Here is a 7,097-nt window from a genome sequence, read left to right as displayed (position 1 = left end):
AGATCCTCCCCCTCTGGGGGAGGTGGCGGCGAAGCCGACGGAGGGGGCTTCGCCGCTAAGGCCTCTAGCCTTCCAGGTCTTCGGCCAGGATCGCCATTTCGAACATGAACGAGCCGTCCTCGTCCTCGTCCTGGAAGACCACGCCGATGAATTCGCCCTTCACCTCGACCTCGGCCGAATCCTTCTGCTTGGGACGGGCCTTCAGGGCGATGTGCGGGTTGCCGAAGGTGCGCTTCAGATGGCCTTCGAGCTTGGCGATGGTGGCGGCGTCCATGACGGGCTCCTGATATCGATGGGGCGCGCAGGGCGCGGGGGATCGGCGGAAACTAGAGGGCGTCAGCGCAAAGTGTAAGGGGTTTTGCGTCCGAACCCGGTTCAGCTTGTTGAGAACCCTCTTCCGGCCCCCGGCGGCGGCGAGGTCGCCGCGCCCTGGACGACCAGCCAATCGCGGAACCGGCGGGCCGCGGGGGTGATTTTGCTCCGGGGTGTCAGGGCGCAGACCCGAGCCTGTCCGGGGACCAGGCCCAGCGGCGCCAGCAGGCGTCCGGCCGCCAGGTCCTTCTCGACGAAGGCGAAGGGGCTGAGCGCCACGCCCAGGCCCGCGGCGGCCGCTTCCAGCATGTAGAAATAATGGTCGAACTCGCGGTTCACCGCCGCCGGCGACAGCGTCAGGCCCGCCGCGCTTTCCCATTCGGCCCAGCCCTCCGTGAAGGTGCGGGTGTGCAGCCGCGGCAGGCGGGCCAGGCTGTCGACATCCCGGATCTGGGCGGCCAGGTCGGGCGAGGCCACGGGGCCGACATAGTGCTTGAGAAACGGCGTGACGTCGGCGTCGGGTGAAGGCGGAGCGTCCGGCAGACGCATGCGGATCGCCAGGTCGACCCCGTCGGCGCGGAAGTCGAACGGTCCATTGGACTCCACGATCCGCGTCTGGATCTCCGGATGGGCGGCCACGAAGTCGGGCAGGCGCGGGATCAACCACTTCATGGCGAAGGTCGGCAGGCACGAGACCACCAGCGTTCCGTCGCCGTCGCCGACGGCCCGAGGCAGGGCCGCCTCGATCTGGTCCAGCGCCTGGGTCAGGGCCTGGGCCAGGGTCAAGCCGGTCTCGGTCAGGGTCAGGCGGTTGCGCGGGCCCTCGGTCAGGGCGACGCCGAGATGGTCCTCGAGCTGGCGGATCTGGCGGCTGATCGCCCCGTGAGTGACGCACAGCTCGTCGGCGGCCAGGGTCATTCGGCCGCGCCGACCGAACGCCTCGAAGGCGCGCAGGGCGTTCAGCGGCGGAAGCGAGCGGGCGGCCATGTGATGAAACCTCACAGATGCCCGCTGATAAGTCGTTATTCGAGCCAGGGCAACTGGGCGATAGGGAGGGCATGAACCGTCGTTCTCCCGTCACCCCCGTTCAATGGCTGGCCGTGCTGGCGGTCTGGGGCCTGGTGGCCTACGGGGCCTTGGCCGAGCCTAGGGCGGAGGCGCGGCGGGATCAGGTTCACCTGATCGCTTGCAGATAGCACCTCAGATTCGCTCATCCCGGCATTCGCCGGGATGAGCGGATGTTGGTGTTATTTCTCCGGCTTCACGACCATCGTCCACGACTTGTCGTCGCCCAGGAAGGTCTGGGCGGCCTTCTGGACGTCGGCGATCGTTACTCGCTGCAGGCCGGCGATCACCGAGCGGGCGGCGGTCAGCAGGCGCGGGTCGGTCTGGGCGCCCGACAGGGATCCCAGCCAGTATTCGTTGGTTTCGCGAGCCTTCTCGATCTGATCGATGCGCGGCTTCTTGGCTCGCTCCAGTTCATCGGCGGTGATCGGCTTGTCGCGGAGGTCAGCGGCGATCTTGCGGATGCTGGCGATCACGCCGTCGACCTTGTCGGGCGGGGTCTCGACGTTGACCGCCAGATAGCCCCAATGGGTGAAGGCCACGCTGGCCGTCGCCGAGGCCGAGGGCGAATAGGTCGCCCCCTGCTTCTCGCGCAGTTCGTCGGTCAGCCGCAGCTGCATCACCTGGGCCAGGACCTGGGTGTTGCGGGCCCGCTGCAGATCGCTGAACAGGTCGTCGGTCTTCCAGGCCATGAACAGCTGGCCTTGGTCGGCCCGGCCCTTGTGGGTGCGCACGATCGGGGTCGGCGAGGGGGCGGGGAAGGGCGCGTTCTCGGCCCCGGCCGGAGCCGGAACGTCGGCCCGGACGGGCAGGGCGCCGAAGGTCTGGGCCACCGCCGCCACGGCCTTGTCGACCGTGGTGTCGCCGACGATCAGCACCTCGATGGCGTTGGCGGCCAACGGGGGCGACACCGCGGCCTTCAACTGGTCGAGCGACGCGCCGGCGATCTGCTGGCGAGAGGGGAAGGTCCAGCGGCCGTCCCCGCCGTGCAACAGCCCGCCCAGATCGCGGCCCATCACGCCGCTGGGGGTGCTTTCCATCTGGTCGTGGATCGTGCCGTAGTAGGTCTTGATGCGGGCGAAGGCCTCCGGGCGCCAGCCGCCGTCGGTGGCGTAGGCGGCCAGCACTTGCAGTTCAGTGTCGAGATCTTCAGGACGGGTGCGGCCCGACAGGCTGAAGGCGTCGTCCTCGACCCCCAGGCCGGCGTTGTAGACCTTGCCGTTCAGCACCCGCTCCATGTCCTGGGTGCTGATCTGCTTGAGGCCGCCCTCGATGAAGGCCGAGCCGGCCCACATCGGGCTCTGGCCGCCAGGCGGCAAATCCAGCATGCCATGGCCGATCCGGGCCTTCACCAGGATCTGGTCGTCACGGAACTTGGTCGGCTTGACCGTCAGACGCACGCCGTTGGCGAACCGAACGAAGACGGTGTCCAGGTCGGTGACGTCCTTCTGTTCGACAACCTGGCCCTTGGCGCCGAAGGTCGCGTACGGCCAGGTGGTGACGCCCGGCGCGGCCGGCGCGGCGACGGGGATCTTGGCCGAGGCCATGTAGGCGTCGGTCACGGTCTTTTCCGCGCCCTCGATGGCGGTCGGGGTCGGGATGACGATCAGCGGACCGGAGCCGGTGAACTGGTCTTTCAGCAGGGCCGAGACCGCATCGGCGGTCAGACCCTTGGTGGCGTCGTCGAACACCACAAGGTTCTGGGACGGGCTGGTGACGACCTCGCGGTCGCCCAGCGTGCCGACGATGCCGCCGGCCAGGGCGGTGGTGCGCTGTGTGGCCTCGCCCGCCGCGGCGGCCACGAAGCCGGCGCGCATGGCGGCGATCTCGCGGTCCAACTCGTCCTGGCGCACGCCATATTTAACGATGCGGCGCTGCTCCTGCTCCAGCGCGGTCAGGGCCTGGTTCCAGTGGCCGGGCTGTACGGTGGCGGCCAGGGTGGTGATCTCGGCGGCGTGCTCCTGGTCGTTCTGCGCGGCGACGGCGAAGATGAACGGCGGATCGTCCGATCGGGTCAGCACCTGCAGCCGACGGTTCAGCACGGCGAAGCCCAGGGCCTTGACCAGCTCTTCCTTGTCCTTGGCGCGGGTTTCCAGCTCCAGGTCGGGCGGGGCGATCCAGGCCATCTGGACCGAGGTCTGGGCGCCGGGCTCGACCAGCACCTTGGCGGTCAGGCCGCGCTTGGCCACGGGGCCGAGGTCGGGCCTCACGCCGGGCTGGCCCTGGGGCTTCCAGTCGCCGAACCGGGCCTTGATCTTGGCCTCCATGGCGTCGACGTCGAAGTCGCCGACCGCCACGACCACGGCGTTCTCGGGCCGGTACCAGGCTTGGTAGAAGTCGCGGATGCGCTGGGCCGGGGCGGTCTTGAGGATCTCGGTCTTGCCGATCGGCAGGCGCTGCGGCGGCCGTTGGCCTTGCAGTTGGAAGCCGAAGGTGTTGACGAACACCCGATAGCCGGGGCCGTCGCGGGTGCGCTCCTCGGACAGCACCACGCCGCGCTCGCGGTCGACGGCGTCGGGCGCGATGGTCAGCTCGCCGGCCGCCTCGCGCAGCAGCATCATGCCGGTCTCGACGGTGTCGTCGTCGGTCTTGGGCAGGTCCAGCTGATAGGTCGTCTGGCTGAAGCCGGTGGAGGCGTTGGTGTCGGCCCCGAACGACAGGCCGTGGCGTTCGAGGATCTTGACCATGTCGCCTTCGGGCACGTTTTTCGAGCCGTTGAACGCCATGTGTTCAAGAAAGTGAGCCAGGCCCTGCTGGTCGTCGGTCTCGTTCAGCGAGCCGGCGTCGAACCACAGGCGCAGGGCGGCCTGGCCAGGCGGGGTGGCGTTCTTCTGGATCGCATAGCGCATGCCGTTGGGCAGTACGCCGAACCGCACGCGCGGGTCGGGCGCGACGTCCGACACCGCTTGCGGCCATTGACCCGGCTTGACCAGGTCGATCGTCGGCGCGCCGCCGGCGTTCGGGGACGGCCTGGGCGCGAGGGGCGTCTTGGGGGCCGACAAGGAAGCGACGGTCTTGTCGCCGCCGTCGGGTTTAAAAAGGGACGAGGTCGCGCAGGCGGTGAGGCTGAGCCCGGCCGAGAGAACGAGCGCCAGGCGCGAAACGCGGATCATGTGCGACCTTGAACTAGGATGTTGGGCGTGCGGAGCCGTGAAAGGGGCGCACCTTGGCTGGAGCGCGTGGCGCAAGCAAGGCGTCGGTGGGGCGAAACGGCCACGCTTGGATATCGGCCTTGAGATGCTCAGGGGGCCTGGTTGAGGACCCTGCCGATGAGGCCGAACATCTCCTGCGAGCTTTCGGGCGCGGGCGCGCAACGATTGGATCACGGTGTCGCCGACAGACTCCAGCCGCAGGGACCAGGGACGACCTTGACGGTTGGGGCAATATGGTTCCTGGCGGCGTCCCCGTGATCCAGCCCATTGATAAGGGGGCCGCTTTGCGAGACCCTCCTTTAAAATGAAGTCTCAGGGAGGATTGAGCTTTGCTGGTTTCTCAGATTCTGAAGGACAAGGGCGACCTGGTCTTCACAGCCTCGCCCAATGAGACGGTGGGGGCCGCCGCGGCCTTGCTGCACACCCGGCGCGTCGGCGCGATGGTGGTGCTTGAGGAGGATGAAACGATCGCCGGCATCCTGTCCGAACGCGACATCGTGCGGGTGATCGCCGAGGGCGGCGCCGCCGCCCTGTCCAAGCCGATCTCCTCGTGCATGACCCGCGACGTGATCTTCGCCCAGCCGGAAGAGACGGTGGACGCCCTGCTTAGCCGCATGACCGATCGCCGGATCCGCCACCTGCCGGTCTGCAAGGGCAAGCGCCTTGCCGGCATCATCTCGATCGGCGATCTGGTGAAGTACAAGATCCGCGAGGCCCAGGCCGAGGCCGAGGGGCTGAAGGCCTATATCGCGGCCGGCTGAAGCGGACGCGGCCGGCGTCTGGGACGGCCGCGTCCGGCCGCCACGCGTTCACTCTATATAGCGGTCCATCAGGAGACGGCGACGGCGGTCAGTGCGCCGGTTCGCCCAGGAGCTCCGCCCCCGAACCCGCGACCGCGTCGGCCAGGCTATAGCCTTCCAGCACCGCGGCCGTGGCGTCGCGAGCCCGCAGCAGGGCCTCACGCAGAGCGCAGGTCGCCAGGTCCCGACAATCTTCGCAGCGGCGGAAGGCCGTGCGGCTGACGCAGGGCGTCAGGGCCAGCGGGCCGTCGACCAGGCGGATGATCTCGGCGAAGCTGATCAAGGCGGGTTCGCGGCCCAGCAGATAGCCGCCGAACTTGCCCCGGCGGCTGGTCACCAGACCCTGGCGCGCCAGTGTAAGAAGTATGGCTTCCAGGAACTTGCGCGGCGCATCCGCGCGGACCGCCAACTCGCCGGCGGTGACCTGTCCCCCCTCGCGGGCCAGTTCGATCATGGCGCGCAGGGCGTAGCGCGCTTTCTGGGACAACATGGACGCGGGGCCTCCTCTTGCAGAGGTCTATGGAGGCAGGGGAGGGGACGGCGCAAGCGCTGTCGACCCGAAAGGCGGTGAAGCCAGCCTCAAACCATTCACAGATCCGCGCACAGGCAAAGCGATGCGTGCGATTGATCGGGCCGATTTTGCGGTTGCGACTCTCCGAGGCGGTGGCTACACACCGCCCTCGCTTCGGGGCCAGCGCCCGCCGGACGAATTCGAGGCCTTCGGGCCTTGCATTTGAAAGGGTGGATCGCTAGTTTCCGCAGCTTCAATCGACTCGGTGACGGATTTGCGAAGACCCTGTCTTCAAGGGCTTCGTCGCCGCGCTTTTGTCTTCGAACCGGCCTCGGCCGGTTCAGGACGGAAAGTGAAAAGGCCGGTTGACAGGATGTGGCGGCTTCAATAGAACCCGCCCTCTTCGAGAGTAACGAAGATTGGTTCGCAAGAATTCATCTTAGTTCTCTTCAAGTCTAGGCAGGTTATCTTCGGATTTCTTTCTTGACTTGATTGGCGGCTTTCAATAGAAGGCTGCTTCGGTCTACTGGGAATGGTTTTGGCTGTTTCTGGTGGGTTGGTTCGGACGGTTTTGTAAAAAACGGTTTGACAGGCAATTCGGGGTTGGATAGATAGCCGCCTCCGCCGACATCGGGCGCTAAACGGGTGGTTCCGCTGCGAGGCGGTTCTGGGGGCTTCGGCTCTGGGTCTTTGACATTGTTGATTTGGAAAGAGAAACGCAGGCGGCGGCGCTCTGGCGATGACCTCACGGGTCATCTCGAACGCTGACAATTGCGGTCTCTTGAAGACACCATGAATATCATGGACCAAGACTTCGGTCTTGATCCATCGATGTGATTGGGAACTCGTCAAGATACTATGCAAACCAGAACCGAGAGATTGGGTTTTCCCCCGATTTCTTGAAGTCTGTGTTAGCGGTCAACTCAACCTGAGAGTTTGATCCTGGCTCAGAGCGAACGCTGGCGGCAGGCCTAACACATGCAAGTCGAACGGATCCTTCGGGATTAGTGGCGGACGGGTGAGTAACACGTGGGAACGTGCCTTTTGGTTCGGAACAACTCAGGGAAACTTGAGCTAATACCGGATAAGCCTTTCGAGGGAAAGATTTATCGCCATTAGAGCGGCCCGCGTAGGATTAGCTAGTTGGTGGGGTAAAGGCCCACCAAGGCTACGATCCTTAGCTGGTCTGAGAGGATGATCAGCCACATTGGGACTGAGACACGGCCCAAACTCCTACGGGAGGCAGCAGTGGGGAAT

General features: G+C 66.2%; 6 protein-coding genes and 1 rRNA gene. 3 read left to right on the top strand and 4 right to left on the bottom strand.

The window, feature by feature from the left end:
• Positions 1-64: 64 nt before the first annotated feature.
• On the bottom strand, positions 65-274 hold the full coding sequence (locus WAL33_RS01110) for a DUF3126 family protein (protein WP_028041048.1): 210 nt from the start codon (positions 272-274) through the stop codon (positions 65-67).
• Between the two features lie 101 nt (positions 275-375).
• Entirely contained in the window at positions 376-1,299 is a 924-nt protein-coding gene (locus tag WAL33_RS01105; RefSeq protein ID WP_422177652.1) for a LysR substrate-binding domain-containing protein, read from the bottom strand.
• A gap of 71 nt (positions 1,300-1,370) precedes the next feature.
• Here WAL33_RS01105 and WAL33_RS01100 point away from each other — a divergent pair, with 71 nt between their 5' ends.
• Entirely contained in the window at positions 1,371-1,508 is a 138-nt protein-coding gene (locus WAL33_RS01100) for a hypothetical protein (RefSeq protein ID WP_422177650.1), read from the top strand.
• A gap of 51 nt (positions 1,509-1,559) precedes the next feature.
• Here the strand turns inward: WAL33_RS01100 and WAL33_RS01095 are convergent, their stop codons facing one another.
• Complete coding sequence (locus WAL33_RS01095; RefSeq protein WP_422177648.1) at positions 1,560-4,490, bottom strand: M16 family metallopeptidase; 2,931 nt, start codon at positions 4,488-4,490, stop codon at positions 1,560-1,562.
• Positions 4,491-4,858: 368 nt separating this feature from the next.
• Here WAL33_RS01095 and WAL33_RS01090 point away from each other — a divergent pair, with 368 nt between their 5' ends.
• Positions 4,859-5,290, top strand: a complete 432-nt coding sequence (locus WAL33_RS01090; protein ID WP_422177646.1) for a CBS domain-containing protein — start codon at positions 4,859-4,861, stop codon at positions 5,288-5,290.
• Positions 5,291-5,378: 88 nt separating this feature from the next.
• Here the strand turns inward: WAL33_RS01090 and WAL33_RS01085 are convergent, their stop codons facing one another.
• On the bottom strand, positions 5,379-5,819 hold the full coding sequence (locus WAL33_RS01085; RefSeq protein ID WP_422177644.1) for an RrF2 family transcriptional regulator: 441 nt from the start codon (positions 5,817-5,819) through the stop codon (positions 5,379-5,381).
• Between the two features lie 945 nt (positions 5,820-6,764).
• On the opposite strand from WAL33_RS01085, the gene WAL33_RS01080 reads away from it, so the two are divergent.
• Positions 6,765-7,097, top strand: a 16S ribosomal RNA gene (locus WAL33_RS01080); the annotation flags it as partial.

The organism is Caulobacter sp., from assembly GCF_049283275.1.
Classification (GTDB): Bacteria; Pseudomonadota; Alphaproteobacteria; order Caulobacterales; family Caulobacteraceae; genus Caulobacter.
Note: the sequence above shows the minus strand (reverse complement) of the source record. Positions and strands in the feature narration are given on the sequence as shown.

Coding starts and splice junctions, on each gene's coding strand:
- WAL33_RS01110 (WP_028041048.1), bottom strand. CDS start 274: ATGGACGCCGCCACCATCGCCAAGCTCGAAGGCCATCTGAAGCGCACC.
- WAL33_RS01105 (WP_422177652.1), bottom strand. CDS start 1,299: ATGGCCGCCCGCTCGCTTCCGCCGCTGAACGCCCTGCGCGCCTTCGAG.
- WAL33_RS01100 (WP_422177650.1), top strand. CDS start 1,371: ATGAACCGTCGTTCTCCCGTCACCCCCGTTCAATGGCTGGCCGTGCTG.
- WAL33_RS01095 (WP_422177648.1), bottom strand. CDS start 4,490: ATGATCCGCGTTTCGCGCCTGGCGCTCGTTCTCTCGGCCGGGCTCAGC.
- WAL33_RS01085 (WP_422177644.1), bottom strand. CDS start 5,819: ATGTTGTCCCAGAAAGCGCGCTACGCCCTGCGCGCCATGATCGAACTG.